This window comes from Sphingomonas sp. PP-CE-3A-406 (assembly GCF_003688625.1).
GTDB lineage: Bacteria > Pseudomonadota > Alphaproteobacteria > Sphingomonadales > Sphingomonadaceae > Sphingomonas.
In genome coordinates this window covers 493,111-514,311 of sequence record NZ_RCWY01000002.1, presented here as the reverse complement: position 1 = coordinate 514,311, position 21,201 = coordinate 493,111, and the positions used below count along the sequence as shown (strand labels likewise).

Below are 21,201 nucleotides of genomic sequence, written 5' to 3'. Positions count from 1 at the left end.
GTCATGACCGACGTTCGATCTTGGGGTGGAGGCGGCATGCGCGGACTATCGACACACGCCAGCGACTGCGCGCTGGGGTTGCACGCACCGCGGTCACGCCACCGCGATCTGGCCGATCAACTGGTGCAGCGGTCCGCCTGTCGACGCTGCGGCGCGACGATCGTCAAATCCGCGGTCAGCCGCCGCTGGATCGTCTCGGGCGTGCTCGGCTGATCTGGTCGCGGCAGAGGCCGGGTCCGCGCTAACCCATGCGTGAATGGGGCGTCGCGCCGTGATCCGCCGCCGTCCCCACGATTACGGCGTATCGCGATCCGGCGGCGTCTGCGGGGAAGGGCGGTCCGATCCGTTCCGCCACGTTTCGGCGCCGGCCTTCGGCAATTCGCCGCGGGTCAGCGCACCATTGCGATTGCGGTCGAGCGCGGCGAACCGGGTCGCGGCGGCCATCGCGAATTCGGATCGATCGACGCCGCGGTTCAGGTTGCGATCGGCCGCGATGACCGGTTCGGGGAAATCGAAGAACCCGAACTTCGCGGCACCGAGCCGTTCATGGACGGTGGCATCGGTCTTCTTGCCGTCGTCGCTGTCCCTGTGCATCCCCTGACCGCCACCGCCTTGCCTCCGTCCACCACCGGAGCCGCGTCCGCCACGCCCCCCAGGGCCGCGTGCGCCGGCTGAAACCCCGCCGCCGCCCGATGCGACACGGATCTCGGGAACCAGGACGTTTTCGTAATAGGCGATGTCGTCGGGATCGATCTCGCCGTCGTTGCCGCGATCGAGCACCGCGAAGAACCGCATGGCATCGCGCTGGAATTCCGCCTCGGTGATACGACCATCGCCGTCGGCGTCGGCACCCGCGAACCAGAGCGCCTCCGCCGCGCCGGGGTGTTGCGACGCCCTGAACGGTTCGCCCATCGGACTGACGAACAACTGTCCGCGACCGTGGTCGGACCTCGCGTCGGCAAGGCGATGTGCGGCATCGCCACGCGCGCGCGATCCACGTTGTCTAGGCAGGTCGGCAGCGCACCCCGCCAGCGCGCCGGCCAGGCCAATAAGAAATACTGTGCGCATGACGCCTCCTCGATACCGTGACGACCAGCTGACGCGCGAAACGTTGCCCCGATATGTCGGGCCGCGCCGGTCCCGACGTATCGCTCAGGTCATACGGGCAACGTCACCCGCACCAGCAGCCCACCTTCGGCGCGGTTTTCGATCGTCGCCTCGCCGCCGTGTCCCCGGGCGACCGCACGCACGCTGGCGAGGCCCAACCCGCTGCCGCCCGTATCGCGGTTGCGCGAATGTTCGGCGCGAAAGAACGGCTCGAACGCGCGCGCCAGGTCGGCGGGCGCCATGCCGCTGCCGGAGTCGAACACTTCGAGCACGGCCATCCCGCCGGCGCGGTGGAGCAGGACTTCGGCATGCCCGGCATAATTGACGGCATTGCCCAACAGATTCGCGAGCAGGGCCTTCAGCGACGGCGTGTCGCCTTCGATGATCAGCGGCGATCCGGGATGCAGCACAACCTGATCGCCGCGATCCGCAAAATCGTCGGTCACGCTTTCGGCGAGTGATCTAAGGTCGAGCTTCTGGCGGCGGACATGGCGGGTCATGTCGCGGACGAACGCCATCGCCGATCCGATCCGCTGGCTCATCTCCTGGATATCGCCTTCGCTTGCGATCCGAATATCTTCCGGCGCCTTTTCGAGCCGCAGCGACAGCCGCATCAGCGGCGTGCGCAGATCGTGCGCGACCGCGGCGATCAGCGTGGTGCGATCCTCGACGTACCGGTTGAGGCGTTCCTGCATCAGATTGAACGCGCTGGCGGCTTCGGCGATTTCGGGCGGACCGGTGACGGGCAGGGGGGCGGCCCGTGGATCGCGGCCGAGCCGTTCGGCGGCGGCGGCGAACCGCCCGATCGGAGTCGCGACGCGGCGGGCCAGCAGCAGGGCGATCGGCGCGACGACCGCCATCGCCGCCAGGAACCACAGGACGATGCGCGCGCGCCAGGGCCCGATCGTGCCGTTGGTTGGCCGGATCACGAGCCACCGCCCGTCCGGCCGTTCTATCGACACCACGAACGGCCCGAACAAGGCGTTCTCGAACAGGTGATGACGGGATCGGACCATACCCATCGGCACCGGGGGGCGAAGCGCTCCCGCCAGCATCGGCATCGCGGAGGGTTCGGTCTCGACGGTCACGCGCTCTGCCGGCAGTGCAAGGTCGTTGGCGATCAGTTTGGCGAGGCGTGCATCGCGCGAACTGTCGGACGGTCGAGGGGGGCCGCCCGTGATCCTCATGGTGAGCAACTTTGCCGGGTCGCTGCCTGAGCGGACCACGCCGGCAACGCGCGCCGTCGTGTAGATTACGGGCATCGGCGGCGGCATCAACAGCACGATCGCGAAGTTCAGGATCTGGACCAGCAGCACCGTCGTCAGCAGCAACGCGAGGATCCGCACGAACAGCGTCCACGGACGCAGCCTGCCAAGCTTCGACGGCGTGTAGATCGTGCCGGGTTGCGTCACTGTCGGGCCACGCGCGGCACGAAGAAATAGCCCTCGTTGCGGATCGTGCGGATGATCTCGTCGCCGCGCGAGCGGAGTTTGCGACGCAACCGGCTGACCTGCACGTCGATCGCGCGATCGAACGCGTCGGTGTCGGGTCCGCGGGCAGCCTCCAACAGCGCATCGCGCGCCAGCACGCGTCTCGGCCGCTCGACGAACGCGCGCAGAACGGCGAACTCGCCGTCGGTCAGGTCGATCAGCGTACCCTCGGGATCGAACAGTTCGTGTGCCGCGAAATCGACTCGCCAGCCCAGGAATGCGAACGACCGGCTTTCACCGGCATCCTGGATTTCTCGCGCGCGCAGTGCGGCGCGGACGGTCGCGAGGATCTCGCGCGGGCTGCACGGCTTGGACAGATAGTGGCTCGCGCCGATTTCGAGGCCGAGGATCCGATCGGGTTCATCGCCCAGCGCGCTGAGCATCACGATCGGCGGTGCGCCGACCCGCGCGAGCCGGCGACAGACCGATACGCCATCTTCGCCGGGCATCATCACGTCGAGCAGGATCAGCGATACCGGGCACCGTGCCAGGACGGCGTCCATCTCGTGCGCATTGGTGGCCGTCTCGACCTGAAACCCATGCATGCCGAGGCTCTGCGCCAACAGCGTCCGGATCATGTGGTCGTCGTCGACCACCAGCAGCACGGGCTTGGCCGACTCTTGAACAGACGTTGAATTCATCGGTCTTTCTTAGGTCGGCGATGTGTTCGCGATGTTTCCGCGCCGATCATCATCGGGATATCAGGCCATATGGTCGGCGAATAGCAGGGAACGGTCTTCGCGATCTTAGTACGATCGGGCCGGCGTCCCGGAACAGCTGTGTTCCATATTGCCGTCAGCGCGCTGTAATGTCGGGTCGGCACGATGTGCGGCATGACACCGTCGATTCTTCCTGCGCTTGCCATCCGGGTCATGCGGATCGTCGCAACCGCCGCGGCCTGCACGCTGCTCGCGTTTGCCGGTACCGCCGCGGACGATCCGTGGCGGCCCTATCATGTCGAGATTGGCAGGCAGTGCCCGGCGAAGCATCTGGAATGGCTGTCCCCCGCCGATCTCCGCGATGCGCTCGAGACCTACGAGGCCAGCGCCGCCCCCCGCACACACGGCGCGATGTCGGTTGCCGAAGCCGATCGATGCGGCACCACGATCGCCGGCGCGACCTGCGGCAATCTCGCCGAGATCGAGGCCGTGCGCAGCGCGGGAGAGTTGCCCGCGCTCGCTAAGTCGGTGTGCGCCGCCTTCGTCAAGTGTCACGGCCAGTCCGACTGCATCGCCGCCGAACCCCCGACCACCGCGCACAAACACTAAAAAAGGCCGCCGCCCGGTATCCCGGACGGCGGCCTTTTCTTTAGTCAGCGCGGAAGGCGTCTGACGAAACCGATTAATCGGTCTCGTTCAGATACTCGCCGGCATCCGCGTCGGTGCCGGTGCCCGAGGTGACGACCGCTGCGAGCGGATCCTCACCCGTGCCGCCTGCGTCACGCGGCGAGCGCGCGAGTTCGGCGGCGTGCTCGTCGGCAGCCGACATCGGTGCCACGATCGACACCTCCGCCATCTTGCGCTGCTGGACGCGCATCGCGGCGTCGCGGCTGTTGGCCACGACACGCAGGCGGTTGAGGCCTGCACCGGTGCCTGCCGGGATGAGCCGGCCGACGATCACGTTCTCCTTCAGGCCCATCAGCATGTCCTGCTTACCCTGGACCGCTGCCTCGGTGAGGACGCGGGTGGTCTCCTGGAACGATGCCGCCGAGATGAAGCTGCGGGTCTGCAGCGACGCCTTGGTGATGCCGAGCAGGATGGGCTTGCCCTGTGCGCGGGTCTGCTTCTTCTCGAGCTTCTCGTTGGTCGCGTCCATTTCCTCGCGATCGACCTGCTCGCCCTTCAGCAGCGTGGTGTCGCCGCCGTCGGTGATCTCGACCTTCTGCAGCATCTGACGAACGATCGTCTCGATGTGCTTGTCGTTGATCTTCACGCCCTGGAGACGATAGACCTCCTGGATTTCCGACACGAGATACTCGGCGAGGGGTTCGATGCCCATCGTCTCGAGGATGTCGTGCGGATCGGGCGAACCGCCGATCAAATTGTCGCCGCGCTTGACGTAATCGCCTTCCTGCACGTCGATGACCTTCGACTTCGGCACCAGATACTCGACGACGTCACCGCCATCCTCGGGCTGGATGCCGATCTTGCGCTTCGCCTTGTAGTCCTTGCCGAACACCACGCGGCCCGAGATCTTGGCGATGATCGCCGAGTCCTTGGGGATGCGTGCCTCGAACAGCTCGGCAACACGCGGCAGACCACCGGTGATGTCGCGCGTCTTGGCGCTCTCGCGGCTGACACGGGCCACGACGTCGCCGCCGAACACCTGTGCGCCATCCTCGACCGACAACGTCGCGCCGATCGCCAGCATGTAACGACCGGTCTCGCCCGACGTCTCGTCGAGCAGGGTCATGCGCGGACGCAGATCCTCCTTCGACTTGGTCGCCGCACGATATTCGATCACGACGCGCTGGGCGATGCCCGTGGCTTCGTCGGTCTGCTCGGTAAGCGTCTTGCCCTCGATCAGGTCGACATACTTGATCGTGCCCGGGTTCTCCGTGATCACCGGCATGGTGAACGGATCCCACTCAGCCATCCGATCGCCGCGCGACACGATGTGACCATCGTCGAACAGCACGTATGCGCCGTAAGGGATGCGATCGACCGAGAGTTCGCGGCCGTCCATGTCGACGATCGCGATTTCGCCCGAGCGGCTGAGCACCACGCGACGGCCACGCTGGTCGACGATGATACGCAGATCGCGGAACTGCACCGTACCGTCGGCATGCGCCTCGAGGTTCGACGTTTCGTTGAGCTGCGCCGCGCCACCGATGTGGAACGTACGCATCGTCAGCTGCGTGCCCGGCTCACCGATCGACTGTGCGGCGATGACGCCGACAGCTTCACCGATGTTGACCGGCGTACCGCGGGCGAGATCGCGCCCGTAGCACTTGCCGCAGACGCCGATCTTCGACTCGCAGACCAGCGGGCTGCGGATCTTGCACGACTGCGTGCCGAGGCCTTCGATCGTCGTGATCATCGGCTCGTCGAGCAGCGTGCCCGACGGGATGACGACCTTGCCGGTCTTGGGATCGACGATGTCCTCCGCGGTCGTACGACCGAGGATGCGCTCGCCGAGGCTAGCGATCGTCGAACCACCCTGAAGAATGGCCTTCATCTCCAGCGCGCGGGTCGTGCCGCAATCCGGTTCGATGATGACGCAATCCTGCGACACGTCGACCAGACGACGCGTCAGGTAGCCCGAGTTGGCCGTCTTCAACGCCGTATCCGCGAGGCCCTTGCGAGCGCCATGGGTCGAGTTGAAGTACTCGAGGACGGTCAGGCCTTCCTTGAAGTTCGAGATGATCGGCGTTTCGATGATCTCGCCCGACGGCTTGGCCATCAGGCCGCGCATACCGGCAAGCTGCTTGATCTGCGCCTGCGAACCACGAGCACCCGAATGGGCCATCATGTAGATCGAGTTGATCGGCTTTTCACGGCCGGTCTCCTCGTCGACCTTCACCGCACGGATCTCGTCCATCATGGCGTTCGCGACCTGGTCGCCGCAACGGCTCCAGGCGTCGATCACCTTGTTGTACTTCTCCTGCTGCGTGATCAGACCGTCCTGATACTGCTGCTCGAAGTCCTTCACGAGCGCCTTGGTGTCGTCGACCAGACCAACCTTGGCGTCCGGAATGATCATGTCGTCCTTGCCGAACGAGATGCCGGCGCGGAACGCGTGGCGGAAGCCGAGCGACATGATCGCGTCGGCGAACAGCACGGTCTCCTTCTGGCCGGTGTGACGATAGACCTCGTCGATCACGTCGCCCACGTCCTTCTTGGTGAGCAGGCGGTTGACGGTGTCGAACGGCACCTTGTGGCTGTGCGGCAGGCACTCGCCCAGCAGCATACGGCCCGGGGTTGTCTCGTACCGCTTGAGGTACTGCTTGCCCTTCTCGTCGGTCTGCGGAACGCGGCTGATGACCTTGGTGTGCAACGTGACCGCCTGAGCGTTCAGCGCCTGGTGCACTTCGGCCATGTCACCGAGCAGCATCCCCTGGCCCGGCTCGTTCTCCTTCATCATCGACAGATAATAGAGACCGAGGACCATGTCCTGCGACGGCACGATGATCGGCTTGCCGTTGGCGGGCGACAGGATGTTGTTTGTCGACATCATCAGGACGCGCGCTTCGAGCTGGGCCTCGAGGCTCAGCGGAACGTGCACGGCCATCTGATCGCCGTCGAAATCGGCGTTGAACGCGGAGCAGACCAGCGGGTGAAGCTGGATCGCCTTGCCCTCGATCAGAACCGGCTCGAACGCCTGGATGCCGAGACGGTGAAGCGTCGGCGCACGGTTCAGCATGACCGGATGCTCGCGGATCACCTCGTCCAGGATATCCCAGACTTCCTTGCGCTCCTTCTCGACCCACTTCTTCGCCTGCTTCAGGGTCATCGACAGACCCTTCGCATCGAGACGTGCGTAGATGAACGGCTTGAACAGCTCGAGCGCCATCTTCTTTGGCAGGCCGCACTGGTGCAGCTTCAGCTCAGGACCGGTCACGATGACCGAACGACCCGAATAGTCGACGCGCTTGCCGAGCAGATTCTGGCGGAAGCGGCCCTGCTTGCCCTTGAGCATGTCGGACAGCGACTTCAGCGGACGCTTGTTGGCACCCGTGATCGTGCGACCGCGGCGGCCGTTGTCGAACAATGCGTCGACGGCCTCCTGAAGCATGCGCTTCTCGTTGCGGACGATGATGTCCGGCGCGCGGAGCTCCATCAAACGCTTGAGACGATTATTGCGGTTGATCACGCGGCGATACAGATCGTTCAGATCCGACGTCGCGAAACGACCACCGTCCAGCGGCACCAGCGGGCGCAGCTCGGGCGGGATGACCGGAACGACCTCGAGGATCATCCACTCGGGGCGGTTGCCCGAATCGATGAAGCTTTCGACGACCTTCAGGCGCTTGATGATCTTCTTGGGCTTCAGCTCGGACTTGGTGACCGCGAGCTCTTCGAGCAGCGCGGTGCGCTCGCCGACGAGATCGAGCGATTCGAGCATGATGCGGACCGCTTCGGCACCGATACCGGCCGAGAACGCGTCCTCGCCATACTGGTCCTGCGCGTCGAGGAGCTCGTCCTCGGTCATCAGCTGGTACTTCTCGAGCGGGGTCAGGCCCGGCTCGATGACGATGTACGCCTCGAAGTACAGCACGCGCTCGAGCTGCTTCAGCTGCATGTCGAGCAACAGGCCGATGCGCGACGGCAGCGACTTCAGGAACCAGATGTGCGCGACCGGGGCGGCTAGCTCGATATGGCCCATCCGCTCGCGGCGGACCTTCGAGACGGTAACCTCGACGCCGCACTTCTCGCAGACGATGCCCTTGTACTTCATGCGCTTGTACTTGCCGCACAGGCACTCGTAGTCCTTGATCGGACCGAAGATGCGCGCACAGAACAGGCCGTCACGCTCGGGCTTGAACGTGCGGTAGTTGATGGTCTCGGGCTTCTTGATCTCGCCGAACGACCACGAACGAATCTTGTCCGGGGACGCGATGCCGATCTGGATCTGGTCGAACGTCTCGGTCTTGGCGACCGGATTGGCGAAGGGGGTCATCTCGTTCATTTTATTCTCCATTCCCCTTCCGCATGGCGGGAGGGGCTAGGGGAGGGGATGTCGTAGCCTCTCGGGGTGGTGCCTGCGGGGACAGGCCCTCCCCCGACCCCTCCCGCAAGCGGGAGGGGAGGAGTTGAGGCTTACTCCGCCGCGATCTGGATGCCGTCGCTGTCGAAGCCGGGCTCCGACTGCTTCAGGTCCACATTCAGGCCGAGCGAGCGCATTTCCTTGACGAGCACGTTGAAGCTCTCCGGGATGCCGGCCTCGAACGTGTCGTCGCCCTTGACGATCGCCTCGTAGACCTTGGTGCGTCCGACCACGTCGTCCGACTTCACCGTCAGCATTTCCTGCAAGGTGTACGCCGCGCCGTAGGCCTGGAGTGCCCAGACCTCCATCTCGCCGAAGCGCTGCCCACCGAACTGCGCCTTACCACCCAGCGGCTGCTGCGTGACGAGGCTGTACGGCCCGATCGACCGTGCATGGATCTTGTCGTCGACCAGATGGTGGAGCTTCAGCATGTAGATGTAGCCCACCGTCACCTTGCGATCGAACTGATCGCCGGTGCGGCCGTCGAACAGGTCCGACTGACCCGACGTGTCGAGGCCCGCCAGCGCCAGCATCGCCGAGACGTCGGCTTCGCGGGCACCATCGAACACCGGCGTCGCCATCGGCACGCCACCCTTGAGGTTCTTGGCCAGCTCGACGATCTCGTCACCCGTGCGGGCGTCGATCTCGGCGTGATACTGCTCGCCGTACACCGTCTTGAGGCGATCCCGGACCGCCTCCGGCATCGCACCCGGCTTTGCGTCCGGATTCTCTTCACGCCACGTCTCGAGAGCCGCGGTGATCGACTGACCCAGGCCACGTGCGGCCCAGCCCAGATGCGTCTCGAAGATCTGCCCGACGTTCATGCGCGACGGCACGCCGAGCGGGTTGAGGACGATATCGACCGGCGTACCGTCAGCGAGGAACGGCATGTCCTCCGCCGGCAGGATGCGGCTGATGACGCCCTTGTTGCCGTGACGGCCGGCCATCTTGTCGCCCGGCTGCAGCTTGCGCTTCACCGCGACGAACACCTTGACCATCTTCAGCACGCCCGGCGACAGCTCGTCACCACGCTCCAGCTTCTCGCGACGATCGTGGAACTTGTCCGTGATCAGCTTGGCTGCATCGTCATACTGGATCTTGACCGCTTCCAGATCGCTCTGGACCTTGTCGTCGGCGACCGCGAACTTCCACCACTCGTGGCGGTCGACGCTGTCGAGCAGATCCATGTCGATCACGACGCCCTTCTTGACGCCCTTCGGCGCCGAGGTGGCGGTCTGGTCGAGCAGCATCTCGCGAAGACGCGACCAGGTCGCCCGGTTCAGGATCGAACGCTCGTCGTCCGAATCCTTCTTCAGGCGCTCGATCTCCTCGCGCTCGATCGCCATCGCGCGCTCGTCCTTGTCGATGCCGTGACGGTTGAAGACGCGAACGTCGACGACCGTACCCGACACGCCCGGCGGCAGGCGAAGCGACGTATCACGCACGTCGCTGGCCTTCTCACCGAAGATCGCACGGAGAAGCTTCTCCTCCGGCGTCATCGGCGATTCACCCTTCGGCGTGATCTTGCCGGCGAGAATATCGCCCGGCTCGACCTCTGCACCGATGTAGACGATGCCCGCCTCGTCGAGGTTGCGAAGTGCTTCCTCGCCGACGTTCGGGATGTCGCGCGTGATGTCCTCAGGCCCAAGCTTCGTATCGCGAGCCATCACCTCGAACTCGTCGATATGGATCGACGTGAACACGTCGTCCTTCACGATCCGCTCGGAGATCAGGATCGAATCCTCGTAGTTGTACCCGTTCCACGGCATGAACGCGACGAGGCTGTTGCGACCCAGCGCCAGCTCGCCGAACTCGGTCGACGGGCCGTCGGCGAGCACGTCGCCGGCACGAACCGCATCGCCCACCTTCACCAGCGGACGCTGGTTGATGCAGGTCGACTGGTTCGAGCGCTGGAACTTCATCAGCGTGTAGATGTCGACGCCTGACTTGCCGGCATCGATCTCGCCGGTTGCCCGGATCACGATACGCGCCGCGTCGACCTGGTCGACGATGCCCGCACGCTTTGCCGAGATTGCGGCGCCGGAGTCACGTGCCACGGTCTCTTCCATGCCGGTGCCGACGAACGGCGCCTCGGCCTGGACGAGCGGCACGGCCTGACGCTGCATGTTCGAACCCATCAGCGCGCGGTTGGCGTCATCGTTTTCCAGGAACGGAATGAGCGATGCGGCGACCGAGACGAGCTGCTTGGGGCTGACGTCCATCAACGTGATGTTGTCGGGCAGCGCCATCAGGAATTCGCCAGCCTGACGCGACGACACCAGCTCCTCGACGAAGCCGTTCGACGAATCGAGCTCGGCGTTGGCCTGCGCGATCGTGTGCTTGGCCTCTTCCATTGCGGACAGGTACACGACGTCGTCGGTCACCTTGTGGTCGACGACCTTGCGGTACGGGGTCTCGATGAAGCCGTACTTGTTGACGCGCGAGAATGACGCGAGGCTGTTGATCAGACCGATGTTCGGGCCTTCCGGCGTCTCGATCGGGCAGATGCGGCCGTAATGCGTCGGATGAACGTCGCGGACTTCGAAGCCAGCGCGCTCACGCGTCAGACCACCTGGTCCAAGTGCCGATACGCGACGCTTGTGGGTGACTTCCGACAGCGGGTTGGTCTGATCCATGAACTGCGACAGCTGCGACGAGCCGAAGAATTCGCGGACCGCGGCAACCGCAGGCTTCGCGTTGATCAGGTCGTTCGGCATGACGGTCGAGACGTCGACCGACGACATGCGCTCCTTCACGGCGCGCTCCATGCGGAGCAGGCCGACGCGGTACTGGTTCTCGAGCAGCTCGCCGACCGAACGGACACGACGGTTACCGAGGTTGTCGATATCGTCGATTTCGCCCTTGCCGTCCTTGAGGTTCACGAGAGTCTTGATGACCTCGAGAATGTCCTCGGTGCGCAGCGTCGTCACGGTGTCCTCGACGTCGAGGTCGAGACGCATGTTGAGCTTCACGCGACCGACGGCCGACAGGTCGTAGCGATCCGGATCGAAGAACAGGCCCGAGAACAATGCCTCGGCGGTCTCCAACGTCGGCGGCTCGCCGGGACGCATCACGCGGTAGATGTCGGACAGCGCCTGCTCGCGCTCTTCGGCCTTGTCGACCTTGAGCGTGTTGCGGATCCACGGACCCGTCGCGACGTGATCGATGTCGAGCAGGTCGAGACGCTCGATGCCTGCCTGGTCGAGCAGTTCGAGGTTCTCGGCGGTCACTTCGTCACCGGCTTCGATGTAGATGCGGCCGGTCGACTCGTCGATCAGATCATATGCCGAATAGCGGCCGAAGATTTCCTCGGTCGGGATCAGCAGGTCGGTGAGGCCGTCCTTGAACGCCTTGTTGGCAGCGCGTGGGCTGATCTTCTGGCCGTTCGGGAACACGACTTCGCCGGTCTTCGCATCGACGATGTCGAACATCGGCTTCTGGCCACGCCAGTTCTCGACCTGGAACGGAACGATCCAACCACCCTGGCCGCGGACGAACGTCACGCGGTTGTAGAAATAGTTGAGGATCTCTTCCGACGTCATGCCGAGCGCGTAGAGCAGCGCCGTGACGGGCAGCTTGCGCTTGCGATCGATGCGGACGTTGACGATGTCCTTCGCGTCGAACTCGAAATCGAGCCACGAACCGCGATACGGGATCACGCGTGCTGCGAAGAGGTACTTGCCCGATGCGTGCGTCTTGCCGCGATCGTGATCGAACAGCACGCCCGGCGAACGGTGCATCTGGCTGACGATGACGCGCTCGGTGCCGTTGATGAAGAACGTGCCGTTCTCGGTCATGAGCGGCATGTCGCCCATGTACACGTCCTGCTCCTTGATATCGATGACCGACTTGGCCTCGGTATCGGGATCGACCTCGAATGCGGTCAGGCGCAGCGTGACGCGCATCGGCGCGGCGTAGGTGATACCGCGCTGGCGGCATTCCTCGACGTCGAACTTCGGCGGCTCAAGGACGTAGTCGTCGAAATCGAGATAGGCGGTGCCGGCGAAATCCTGGATCGGGAACACGCTGCGCAGCGTCTTCTCAAGACCCGAAACGTGGCCGATCGACTTGTCCGAGCGCAGGAACTGCTCGTAGCTCTCGCGCTGGACTTCGATCAGGTTCGGCATCTGCACGACTTCGTGGATGTTGCCGAAAACCTTGCGGATACGGCGCTTTGCAGTGCCGTGTTCGATCGCCTTGGAAGCCATAGGTTTTGTTTCGCCCTATAAAAACTGACGGATCAGTCGTAATTTCGTGCTTGGGAACCCCCAAGCGGGACGCACGTTCACGCAAAAAGGCCGCGCGCATCAGGTGCGGCGGCTCTCAGCGTATGAAACCTCGGTATCCAATACGATCGACACGCTGCGCGACGGCATGTCATTTCCCGGATACTGTGGTGAGATGCGGATATAGGCGCGCCGCGGCGTCATGTCAAAGGGTGGACGCGATACGGTCGTTTCGACACGGCCGCACTGCCGGAAATACTATAGCTATGGTCAAACGCCTGACGCTATTGCATCTTTGGTAATATTTGACGCGTATATTCAGTGTTACCGTTTGGCATTCGCAGGGGAGTAGCGACGTCATGAACGCGAAGATCGCAGAGCGAGAAGTATCCGATCAGGACCGTGCGAATTGGATTCGGTTGATCGAAGATCACGAGAAGATTGCCCGGCAATGTTCGGAACTCGTTAATTTATCACGAGAATCTAATACGCAAAGCGCGATCGCGTCGCGCAAGCTGATCGAGCTGGCAGTGACCGTCGCCGATCATCTGGGCGTCGAGGACGAGGTCATCGATCGCACCGTCGTGGCGATGGAAGCGCGCTGCTCGGCCGATACGATCGCGATGATGGAAGAGGATCTCGACATCCTCCGCTCGGACTGGAAGGCGTTCATCGGCCACTGGCTGCCGACGATTTCCCCCGACGACTGGGCCGCGTTCGGCGTGCAGGCGGAGTCGATGCTCGACCGGCTGTCGCTCCAGGTGAAGCTCGAGACCGAATTGCTGTACGACCACGCGTTACAGGACGGCGTCGTGCGTACGGGCGGGCTCGTGCTGCACTGATTGCGTAAAGTGGGGCATCCAATCGGCTCGTAATTCAAAGGTGCCCCCCAAAAAAACTACCACCCCGGCGAAGGCCGGGGCCCAGTTGGAAAGGTGGCAGTAACGAAGCGCTGGCTGTCGTCAGCAGCGTTCCCCAACTGGGCCCCGGCCTCCGCCGGGGTGGTACCGCTCTCAGGGACACATAGCCCCGATCAAACCAGTCTTTACTTCTACCGCCGCTTCTTCTTCGACGGCACTACCACCACCGGCACCGGCACCGGCACCGGCGGTTGCGCCGACACCTTCACCACCAGCGGCAGCACGGCGGGGTCCGCCGGATACAACCGCCGCGCCCGCGCAAACACGAACCGCGCCTTCGCCGCCCCGGGCGCACTGCCGCTCGTGCCCACCCAGCGCCAGTGCCAGGGCTCCCATTTCACGTTCTGCTTGTTGCCGCCGGGAAAGCTCTGCTCGAACCCGAACCGGGGCGCGTTCAGCCGCAGCCAGCGCGCGGCAGGCGTCGCGGCCATGCACGCCTCCGCATCGGGGCACCCGTTCGCAGGGCGCACCGCGAAATCGAGCGCATAGCCGGTCGAATGCTCGCTATATCCAGGCGGCGCGACCGAGATCGCCCGGTCGGCCGCGGTGCTGATTTCGCCGCGGCAGAACACGCTGCGCTGGCGCGCGATCGACCGCTGACACGAGAGCGCGCGGAGCTGGCCCATCACCGAGGGATCGCCCTGCGCCGCTGCGAACAGCCGCAACAGATCGGGCAGGATATCGGCGCGTACGACGCATGGATTGCCGACCGAGTATTCGGACGGCAGCGTGACCAGTTCGGTTTCGGCGGCGTCGCCGTACGGCAGATGCCCGAACGCGCGACCGTCGGGCGAGATCGCCGCGCTCTGGCCTTCGCACAATTGGGCCTCCGCGATCGTGGGGGTGAAGAGGAGCGCGAGGGCCAGCGTGCGGTGCAACATCGACGCGGGCTCTGGCACGCAGGCGCTAATGATGGCAAGGGCGGCGCCATGCATGGTGAACGCGTACTCTTCCTCGACGGCGAGGCCCTGGTGATCGACAAGCCCGCAGGGCTGCCGGTCGATCCGCCCCGCGATGGCTCGCTGAGCCTCGAAAATCATCTCGAAAGCCTGAAGTTCGGCTTCCAGCGCTGGCCGAAGGCGGTGCACCGGCTCGACCGCGACACGAGCGGCTGCCTGCTTTTGTCGCGCAACCCCAAGGCGCATGCCCGGTTGCAGCAGGCGTTCGAGCAGGGCCTCGTCTCGAAACGCTACGTCGCCCTCCTCGACGGTGAGGTTAACGGTGAATCGGGCCTAATCGAAATGCCCCTCGGCAAAGTCAGCACGGCCGAGACCGGTTGGCGGATGGTCGAGGATCCCGAGGGCAAGAAGTCGCGTACAAAATGGCGCGTGCTGGAGATTAAGGACGGCCGCTCGCTGGTCGAATTCCTTCCCGAAACTGGCCGCACGCACCAGATCCGCGTCCACGCCGCCAGCGGCCTTGGTGCGCCGGTGGTCGGTGACGGCGTGTACGGCAAAGCGGATGGGTTCGGCATGATGCTTCACGCTCAGCGGCTGATCGTCCCGCGCCCGGGCAAGCCCGACGTGCTCGCCGAAGCGCCGCTGCCCGAGCGCTTCGCCAAGGCGGGTTTTGCCGACGAGGCTGTTCCGGTTGCCGACGTTGCTCCGACTGCCGACGCGGTAACGACGCTCGACTCTACCGGCGACTGATCGAGCCGAGGGCAGGGGCTGATGGTCGCGATCCCGATCACCCGATCGATCTCGATCGACGACAGCGAACTGATCGAGAGCACCACGCGATCGGGCGGTCCGGGTGGTCAGCATGTCAACACCACCGACAGCGCGGTGATCCTGCGCTTCGACGTCGGCCTCTCGCCCGGCCTCCCACTGGCGGTGAAGAACCGCATCGCCGTGCTGGCCGGATCGCGGCTGACGCGCGATGGCGTGCTGGTGCTCCGCAGTGAGGGATCGCGGTCGCAGCTGCTCAACCGGCAGGAAGTCCGCGAACGCCTCGTCGCGCTGATCAAGGAGGCGACGATCGTCCCGAAAGCGCGCCGCGCGACCAAGCCGTCCAAGGCGGCGAAGGCGCGGCGGGTCGATACGAAGAAGGTGCGGAGCGGCGTGAAGGCGGGCCGGGGAAAAGTGCGCGACGACTGAGCGGGCGTGAGCGGGGGGGGCAAGCTCGCCCAATTTCAGCGAACCCTGGGTGGACTCGGCGAAAACCTGATCCGTCGAGCGCCTCTCTACCGTTCCCCCGCGCAGGCGGGGGGCCAGGATCTCAAAGAGCAGCGCTTGCGACCCTCGCCGCACGTTTGGTTTTTCGAGGTTGCACGTCATAAGTCCCATCCGTCACCCCGGCGAAAGCTGGGGTGTGCTTGAGGAACGGGCTTTCGAAGCCAATATGGCAGACCTCAGTTTGCGTTAGGATGACGGACGGGATTCCCAGCCTATCGCCGCCGACGACCAAGGACGATCACATGTACCAGTTCGATATCTCCGCCGGCACCAAGGCCGACCTCTACCGCGACCTGCTCGCCGCGCTAGACGCGCTGACCGCGGACGAGACCGATCCGATCGCCAACATGGCGAATGCGTCGGCGCTGGTCTGGGAGTATCTGCCCGATCTCAATTGGGCAGGCTTCTACCGACTAGTACCCGAAGCGCAGGGTGGTGAGCTTGTACTTGGGCCATTCCAGGGCAAGGTCGCGTGCATCCGTATCCCGGTCGGCAAGGGCGTCTGCGGGGCCGCTGCCGCGACGCTAACCACGCAGTTGGTCGAGGACGTGCACGCATTCCCAGGACACATCGCCTGCGACGCGGCAAGCCGGTCGGAACTGGTGGTACCAGTGATCAAGGACGGCACGCTGATCGCCGTGCTCGATCTCGACAGCCCGGAGCCGGCGCGGTTCGACGCGGAGGATGCGGCAGGGTGCGAGGCGCTCGCCGCATTGTTGGCCCGGCGGCTGTAGGCGCTGCTCCGTTTCGGGACGGTACGCTTGCTGGTGACTCGCCCCCGGCTTTGGTAAGCAACCCCTCAAGACATCCGGCGTTTGCGCGGGATAGGGTGGCGGAACCAGGGAGATGAACATGCGGAGCCTTATTCTCGCGAGCGCAGGGCTCGCCTTGGTCGGCGGCGGCCCGGCGCACGCGCAGCAGCGGCCCGGTGCCAGCTACGGCATGCCGGGCGCGACGATGCAGGCACCGATGGCAAATCCCCGCCGGCCCGGTCCGATCGCCGCCAATGCTCCCATCGTGCAGACCGCGTCGCGACAGGCGGGACAGCACCGCCAGCCGCGCTGGGGCAGCAAGATCGGCGGTCGCTGGTGGGCCGGTGCGAACGCGCCGGGCGGTTGGACCGGCTACCGCCGCCCGCATCGCGGCTGGGCGGTTCCCGGCTATTGGAATGCGCCGCGCTTCTACGTGGGCGACTGGTCGACCTACGGTCTTCCGCAACCGCCGCAGGGGTATAACTGGACGCGCTACTACGACGACGCCGTGCTGATCGACCCGCGAGGATCGGTTTACGACACCGTCGGTGACGTCGATTGGGACCGCTATGACTCGGTCAGTTCGGTAACGATAAGTCCTCGGGATTATGCGGCAAACGACACGGTGTACGCCGGGCCTAGCGAACGCGGGTATGCGCCGCCTTATGATGATGGTCGCGCGCCGCGGTCGGACGATGGTCGCTACGGTCGGCGCGACACGGGTCTGGGCGGTGCCGCGATCGGTGCTGTAGCCGGTGGCGTCGCGGGCAACGTCATCGCCGGACGTGGCAACCGTCTCGGCGGTACGCTGATCGGTGCCGGCGTCGGCGCAGCGGCGGGCTACGCGATCGACAAGGCCGAGGATCGTGGCCGTCGCACGCCGCCACCACTCCGTGCGGGATACGGCGCAGGCTATCCGCCGCCCGCGCCGTATGCGGAAGACTACGCGCCACCCTATGGCGCCGGCTATCAGCCGCCGCGTACCTACGCGAGCGAGCCGGGCGAAACCTGGGTTTCGCGCGATGGCGCAACGACGGTCACGACCACCAGCGGCCCTGCCTATCCGGCAGGCTCGACGACGGTGGTCGTTCAGTCCGTCCCGGTGACGACGACCACGACGACCACCGAATATTACGAGACGGTGCCCTATCCGCGGCGCAAGCTACGCCGGCGCTAGGGGCGCTGCCGGTGGCTTACCCCAGCATGCCCGCATAAGACTGGGGCGGGAGGGGTAGCGTCATGCGCGCCGCCAACCCGCTGCAGATCACGATGGTCAGCGCGGTTGCGCCGATCATCACGACACGCAGCGGCGGCGCGCGGTCCGCGAGCAGGACGACGGAAACCGCTGTCGCGATCATCGACCACAGGTGATAGCGCAGGTCGGACGCGATGCTCAGCGCCGCGAAGCTGACCTCCAGCGCTAGGGCGGATACCAGCAACGCGGTGGCGAGTTCGCGGACAGGATCGCGCGGGCGCGACAGGCTTGCGGCAAGCGCGGTGATCGCGACGACGATCCAGGCGATCGGCCAGCCGAACGGGGTCTCGACGATCATCGCGGTCAGCACCTCCCACGCGCTCGCTCCTGCACTGGGGTTGGCGAGCCCGATCGTGTTCGGCTCCGACGCGACGGGCGGCGCGGCGCTGGGCCAGTGGAACGGGACCAGCCACCGGTCGGTCGAGTTCAGATGCGCGAAGCGGTGCCCGGCATAGGCGATCGGATGATGCAGCGCTGCCGACGCCAGCGTGACGTACAGCGTCGCGGTCGGCAGCGCGCGCAGCCGCGCCATCGTCGTCCCGCAATGCGCATCGTCGCCGAGAGGATCCCAGAAGAACGGCTTCGCGCACCGCCGCTGGATCACGGTTGCTGTCTCTTGCCGGGTAAGGCCGATGGTTTTGCCGTCCGGTGTCCGCGCGGCGATCCCCGCTATGTCGTAGAGCGCTTGGGTCGCCTCGACTCCACTGGGCTGCGCGCGAAGCAGCTGGTGGTTCACGATCGGCGCGACGCCGAGCACGGCGACCACCGCGACGAGACCGGCGACGAGCTTGGCCAGGGGGTGTGCCGGGCGCGGGGCGAGCGTCACGATCAGCGGAACGACGATGAACACGGCGTTGGCGCGGACCAGCACGGCATAGGCGAGCAGCAGCGCGACCGGGATGTACATCGCGCGGGGCAGCGGACGCCGCGCGAGCCGCCACCAGCCTATGATGCCGATTGCGGCGAGAAGCGCGCCAGCGAGTTGCGCGTCCTTGAGCACGACGCCCTGCCAGCCGAGAAAGGGTGGGAGCAGGCCGATCGCGAGGATCGCGGCGGCGCCACGGGTGCGACCGATCCGGGCTAGCGCGGTGGCGATCAAACCGAGCCCGAGCCAATAGGTGACGAGTTGCAGGACCAGCATCGGCGTCGCACCGGGCCCGAGCGGCGCAAGCAGCGCCCAGACTCGCGCCATCGCCGGCGGGTGCCAATCGTCGTACACGCCCGACAGGACCTGCTGATATTGCGTGACGGTGTCGTACATCGCGGTGCCCGGCCAGAAGAGCGCGAGCGAGGCGATGCATAGTGCGACCGCCGTTATCGTGATGTGGCGGTGCGTGAGGCGGGAGTTTGGTTCGATCGACATTCGCGGTTCCCGCACCGGTGGCTTATGCGCCGCGAAATCCTGAAAGCAGGACGTCGTGGCCGGCGCGACCCTTTGACGCGTCCCGCGCGAGGGTCAAGAGAGATAGGGCCGAAACGGGATGGTTCGCTCGGATCGGTCGGTCAGACGGATATCAGACTGGTCTCGACTTCGTGCCTGACAACAAAAGGACAACCGACCCGACCGCCTCCGTCATCCTGACGAAAGTCAGGATCCAGAGCCACAAGGGCGGCGGCTGGCGTCCTGGATCCCGACTTTCATCAGGATGGCGGAGGCAAATGGAGTACCAACCTCAAATCGTCCCCGCCAGGGGGAGGTGGCTGGCGCTTGCCAGACGGAGGGGGCGGAACGGATAACCTCGGTTCCGTGTCCTCCCCCTCAGTCACCTTTGGCGACACCTCCCCTTGGCGGGAGAGGATCATTGGGTCAGTAGTGGATTGCCCGGCCGTACGCAGCCAGCACGCTCTCGTGCATCATCTCGGACAGCGTCGGATGCGCGAACACCGTCTCCATCAGCTCGGCTTCGGTCGTCTCGAGCTGCCGCGCGACGACATAGCCTTGGATCAGCTCGGTGACTTCCGCGCCGACCATGTGCGCGCCGAGCAGTTCGCCGGTCTTCGCGTCGAACACCGTCTTCACGAAACCCTCGGCCTCACCCAGAGCAATCGCTTTGCCGTTGCCGATGAAGGGGAATTTGCCGACCTTCAGCTCGTAGCCGGCTTCCTTCGCCTTCGCCTCGGTCATGCCGACCGACGCCACCTGCGGGCGCGAATAGGTGCAGCCGGGGATGTTGGCCTTGTCCATCTGGTGCGGCGAGCCGCCGGCGATCTTCTCGACCGCGATGATGCCCTCATGGCTGGCCTTGTGCGCGAGCCACGGCGCGCCGGTGACGTCGCCGATCGCCCAGATGCCGTCGACGTTGGTGCGGCCGTATCCGTCGGTCTTGATGTGGCCGCGGTCCGTCTCGACGCCCAAAGCCTCCAGCCCGATATTCTCGGTGTTCGGGACGATGCCGATCGCGATGATCGCGTGGCTGAATGTCTCTTCCGAAACCTTGCCGTCCTTCGCCTTGATCTTGGCCGTGACGCCGTTCGCCGAGGGCGCGAGACCCTCCAGACCGGTCTGGGTCAGCAGCTTGATGCCCTGCTTTGTCAGCGCCTTGTCCATGAACGCGGAGACTTCCTCGTCCTCGACGGGGAGGATCCGCGGGAGCATCTCGACGATCGTCACGTCGGCGCCCATGTCGTTGTAGAAGCTGGCGAACTCGACGCCGATCGCACCCGAGCCGATGACCAGCAGCTTGGTCGGCATCTCGGTCGGGACCATCGCGTGTCGGTAAGTCCAGATCCGCTCGCCGTCAGCCTTGGCGAACGGCAGGTCGCGCGCGCGGGCGCCGGTCGCGACGATGATGTTCTTGGCTTCGAGCTCGACGGTCTTGTCGCCCTGCTTGACGCTGAGCTTGCCCTTCGCCGTCACGGTGCCGACGCCTTCGACGACGGTCACCTTGTTCTTCTTCATCAGGCCCTTGACGCCCGCGTTAAGCTGGCCCGCGACCTTGCGCGAACGATCGACGATCTTGGCGAGGTCGAAGCCGACATTGTCCGCCTTGAGGCCGTAGCTCTCGGCATTCTGCATGTAATGATAGATTTCCGACGTCCGCAGCAGCGCCTTGGTCGGGATGCAGCCCCAGTTGAGGCAGATGCCGCCCAAGCGTTCACGCTCGACGATCGCGACCTTTAGGCCGAGTTGCGACGCGCGGATCGCGGCGACGTAGCCGCCGGGGCCCGAGCCGAGGATGACGAGATCATAGGTATCAGCCACGGTAAATCCTTCGATTCAATTGGTTTCGGGCGGCACGGGCCGCGGTTTGCGATCGTCGCCGACCGCTACGAAGATAAAGCGCGCCTGGGTCACCTTGCAGCTGTCGTTGCTGTGACGCGCGCGCCGCCAGGCCTCGACCTCGATCGTCATGGAGGTGCGACCGACCGCGCTCAGCTCGGCGTAGACCGAGACCTCGTCACCGACGACGACCGGCATGTGAAACTTCATCGCGTCCGCTGCGATCGTGACGGCACGGCCGCCGCTACGCCTGGATGCAACCGATCCCGCCGCGAGATCCATCTGACCCATCAGCCAGCCGCCGAAGATGTCGCCATACGGGTTGGCGTCGGCAGGCATCGCGGTGACGCG

16 protein-coding genes are annotated in these 21,201 nt (G+C 65.2%); 7 read left to right on the top strand and 9 right to left on the bottom strand.

The features are described 5' to 3' along the window. Window positions 1-36: 36 nt before the first annotated feature. Entirely contained in the window at window positions 37-213 is a 177-nt protein-coding gene (locus C8J44_RS18450) for a hypothetical protein (protein ID WP_183128746.1), read from the top strand. Window positions 214-294: 81 nt separating this feature from the next. Here C8J44_RS18450 and C8J44_RS08845 read toward each other — a convergent pair whose 3' ends face one another. From C8J44_RS08845 to C8J44_RS08835, 3 genes are all read right to left on the bottom strand, one after another. Continuing rightward, window positions 295-1,068: an EF-hand domain-containing protein gene (locus C8J44_RS08845; RefSeq protein WP_121904213.1), complete on the bottom strand. Its 774-nt coding sequence runs from the start codon at window positions 1,066-1,068 to the stop codon at window positions 295-297. 89 nt (window positions 1,069-1,157) lie between these two features. Further along, a complete protein-coding gene (locus tag C8J44_RS08840; protein ID WP_259466786.1) occupies window positions 1,158-2,519 on the bottom strand; it encodes a HAMP domain-containing sensor histidine kinase in 1,362 nt (453 codons plus the stop codon). Continuing rightward, the gene (locus tag C8J44_RS08835) at window positions 2,516-3,238 is read right to left on the bottom strand and encodes a response regulator (protein WP_121884414.1); all 723 of its coding nucleotides are present in this window, start codon (window positions 3,236-3,238) and stop codon (window positions 2,516-2,518) included. Before C8J44_RS08835 ends, C8J44_RS08840 begins: the two co-directional genes overlap by 4 nt. Window positions 3,239-3,469: 231 nt before the next feature. Between C8J44_RS08835 and C8J44_RS08830 the strand changes: the two genes are divergently transcribed. After that, complete coding sequence (locus C8J44_RS08830) at window positions 3,470-3,865, top strand: hypothetical protein (protein ID WP_121904212.1); 396 nt, start codon at window positions 3,470-3,472, stop codon at window positions 3,863-3,865. Between the two features lie 73 nt (window positions 3,866-3,938). On the opposite strand, the gene rpoC is transcribed toward C8J44_RS08830, so the two are convergent. After that, window positions 3,939-8,225 carry a DNA-directed RNA polymerase subunit beta' gene (gene rpoC, locus C8J44_RS08825; RefSeq protein WP_121904662.1) on the bottom strand — a complete coding sequence of 1,429 codons (4,287 nt, stop codon included), beginning with the start codon at window positions 8,223-8,225 and terminating at the stop codon, window positions 3,939-3,941. A gap of 131 nt (window positions 8,226-8,356) precedes the next feature. Continuing rightward, window positions 8,357-12,511, bottom strand: coding sequence for a DNA-directed RNA polymerase subunit beta (gene rpoB, locus C8J44_RS08820; protein ID WP_056051380.1), 4,155 nt, complete (start codon window positions 12,509-12,511; stop codon window positions 8,357-8,359). Between the two features lie 548 nt (window positions 12,512-13,059). On the opposite strand from rpoB, the gene C8J44_RS18215 reads away from it, so the two are divergent. Beyond that, window positions 13,060-13,371 carry a hypothetical protein gene (locus C8J44_RS18215; protein ID WP_133030371.1) on the top strand — a complete coding sequence of 104 codons (312 nt, stop codon included), beginning with the start codon at window positions 13,060-13,062 and terminating at the stop codon, window positions 13,369-13,371. 209 nt (window positions 13,372-13,580) lie between these two features. On the opposite strand, the gene C8J44_RS08810 is transcribed toward C8J44_RS18215, so the two are convergent. Further along, complete coding sequence (locus tag C8J44_RS08810; protein ID WP_259466785.1) at window positions 13,581-14,348, bottom strand: M15 family metallopeptidase; 768 nt, start codon at window positions 14,346-14,348, stop codon at window positions 13,581-13,583. A gap of 30 nt (window positions 14,349-14,378) precedes the next feature. Between C8J44_RS08810 and C8J44_RS08805 the strand changes: the two genes are divergently transcribed. The 4 genes from C8J44_RS08805 (at window position 14,379) to C8J44_RS08790 (ending at window position 17,552) form a co-directional block, all read left to right on the top strand. After that, window positions 14,379-15,098 (top strand): RluA family pseudouridine synthase, encoded by a 720-nt coding sequence (locus C8J44_RS08805; protein ID WP_121904210.1) that lies wholly within the window; start codon window positions 14,379-14,381, stop codon window positions 15,096-15,098. Between the two features lie 21 nt (window positions 15,099-15,119). Continuing rightward, on the top strand, window positions 15,120-15,545 hold the full coding sequence (gene arfB / locus C8J44_RS08800; protein WP_093399511.1) for an alternative ribosome rescue aminoacyl-tRNA hydrolase ArfB: 426 nt from the start codon (window positions 15,120-15,122) through the stop codon (window positions 15,543-15,545). Window positions 15,546-15,865: 320 nt separating this feature from the next. Further along, window positions 15,866-16,357, top strand: a complete 492-nt coding sequence (locus tag C8J44_RS08795) for a GAF domain-containing protein (RefSeq protein WP_121904661.1) — start codon at window positions 15,866-15,868, stop codon at window positions 16,355-16,357. 118 nt (window positions 16,358-16,475) lie between these two features. Then, window positions 16,476-17,552, top strand: a complete 1,077-nt coding sequence (locus tag C8J44_RS08790) for an RcnB family protein (protein ID WP_121904660.1) — start codon at window positions 16,476-16,478, stop codon at window positions 17,550-17,552. A 16-nt stretch (window positions 17,553-17,568) separates the two neighbouring features. Here the strand turns inward: C8J44_RS08790 and C8J44_RS08785 are convergent, their stop codons facing one another. The 3 genes from C8J44_RS08785 to C8J44_RS08775 form a co-directional block, all read right to left on the bottom strand. After that, a complete protein-coding gene (locus tag C8J44_RS08785) occupies window positions 17,569-18,993 on the bottom strand; it encodes a hypothetical protein (protein WP_121904209.1) in 1,425 nt (474 codons plus the stop codon). A gap of 444 nt (window positions 18,994-19,437) precedes the next feature. After that, the gene (gene lpdA, locus C8J44_RS08780; RefSeq protein ID WP_056051366.1) at window positions 19,438-20,832 is read right to left on the bottom strand and encodes a dihydrolipoyl dehydrogenase; all 1,395 of its coding nucleotides are present in this window, start codon (window positions 20,830-20,832) and stop codon (window positions 19,438-19,440) included. 15 nt (window positions 20,833-20,847) lie between these two features. After that, complete coding sequence (locus C8J44_RS08775; protein WP_060526802.1) at window positions 20,848-21,189, bottom strand: acyl-CoA thioesterase; 342 nt, start codon at window positions 21,187-21,189, stop codon at window positions 20,848-20,850. Between the last annotated feature and the right edge of the window lie 12 nt (window positions 21,190-21,201).